The 1,514-nt window shown below is 59.8% G+C and carries 1 protein-coding gene and 1 pseudogene; one reads left to right on the plus strand and one right to left on the minus strand.

All coding sequences use genetic code 11. The features are described 5' to 3' along the window. A pseudogene (locus tag MTR62_RS20920) lies at window positions 1-102 on the minus strand (IS481 family transposase); the annotation flags it as partial. Window positions 103-736: 634 nt separating this feature from the next. Here MTR62_RS20920 and MTR62_RS20925 point away from each other — a divergent pair. Continuing rightward, window positions 737-1,474 carry a sugar transferase gene (locus tag MTR62_RS20925; RefSeq protein ID WP_244024583.1) on the plus strand — a complete coding sequence of 246 codons (738 nt, stop codon included), beginning with the start codon at window positions 737-739 and terminating at the stop codon, window positions 1,472-1,474. The last annotated feature ends 40 nt before the right edge of the window (window positions 1,475-1,514 follow it).

The raw sequence follows: 1,514 nt of genomic DNA on the forward strand, positions 1-1,514 counted from the left end.
CCCGTATCGCTTCGCGAGGTTCGCGACCGAAACTTGCGATCGCTGGAGCTCGCCTCGAATGGCGTGCGTGGTCTTGGCGCTGCCGTGGAGAACCTGCCGCATAGCTCCCTCCGCTGTGATGGCGACAAATTTACACCATCACATGCTGGAACCAAACACTTAGGCGGCGAATGCGAGGCCGGTCCTGCGCACCGGATGGCGCAAACGCCGCGGTGCGGTCCGGGGGCGATCATCCGTTGTATCCGGAAAAGTGCCCGCCGGGCATGGCTTCGATGGGCGCACGATCCTTGCGTGCTGAGCGGGCCCATCGGATGGCGTGATTTCGATGGGGCGCGGCGGAAATTGGCGCGGTGTGCCGTTGCCCGGCCGATCCCTTGCCCAAGGTAGGGGGGGCGAAACGTCTGCACTCGCAATGCATCCACCTTCGAACAATCACCGGGCTAGGCGCAGGGTCAGAGGCCCGTTGCCTCCAAATTTGGCGTAATGCCGGGCGCCTGTCCGGCAGCGGCCTTGTGTTCTATCACCAGGATCGAAGTGTCGATCTTGATAAATTTGTCTTTTGTTTTCGGAAAATTGGAATTTTGTCTTTCCGGTTCCTGAAAAAATGACGGACCGGTAATGTGGTCAATTGCACCAATCTGAACCTAGATCATGTTGCAGTCGCGAAAGGCGGCTTGGTAACGTCTGTCTAATTCAAAAAGCTATTTCTCTATTTGGCGAGTGTGGAGGGTTCAGCATGATCCAGGGGGCAGCGCGCAGCGCGGTCGAACCGATGTTCAGGGGAGCCGCGAGTGATTTCTCGGACCGCGCGGCAACACTCGGGACTGACTGGGAGCAGACGCCGGCTCCGGGTGTCTCGGCCGTCCAGGCCACGGTCTGGCGCGTGTTCGACATCACCTTCGCCAGCGCGATCCTGATCGTGCTTCTGCCGTTCCTGGTTTTCATGGCGCTGTTCCTGTTCTTGTCGGACCCTGGTCCGATCTTCTATGCGCACAAGCGGGTCGGCTTTCGCGGTCGGTTCTTCAATTGCCTCAAGTTTCGCACCATGCACATGGACGGGGACGCCATCCTGCGGCGGCATCTCGAACTCTATCCCGAGGCGCGCAGCGAATGGGAGAAAAACCAGAAGCTGCGGGCAGACCCTCGCGTCACTGCGGTGGGAGCCATCATGCGCAAGTTCAGCCTGGATGAATTCCCGCAGCTCATTAACGTCATCCGCGGTGACATGAGCATCGTCGGGCCACGTCCGATCATTCTGGCGGAAGTGGAGCGCTATGGCCGCCTGTTCGAATACTACTGCCGCGTCCGGCCCGGCCTCACCGGCATCTGGCAGACCAGCGGGCGCAGCGATGTGTCTTTTCGCTCGCGGGTCGAAATGGATCTCAATTACATCGTGCGCAAAGGGGTCGCTTTGGACCTGTGGCTGATGGCCAAGACCGTCCCTGCCGTGGCGCTTGCCAAAGGGGCCTACTAGAGCGGTTTTCGATCAGATTGCATCGGATCGACCGCTCTAG

This window comes from Novosphingobium organovorum, assembly GCF_022832435.1.
Classification (GTDB): Bacteria; Pseudomonadota; Alphaproteobacteria; order Sphingomonadales; family Sphingomonadaceae; genus Novosphingobium; species Novosphingobium organovorum.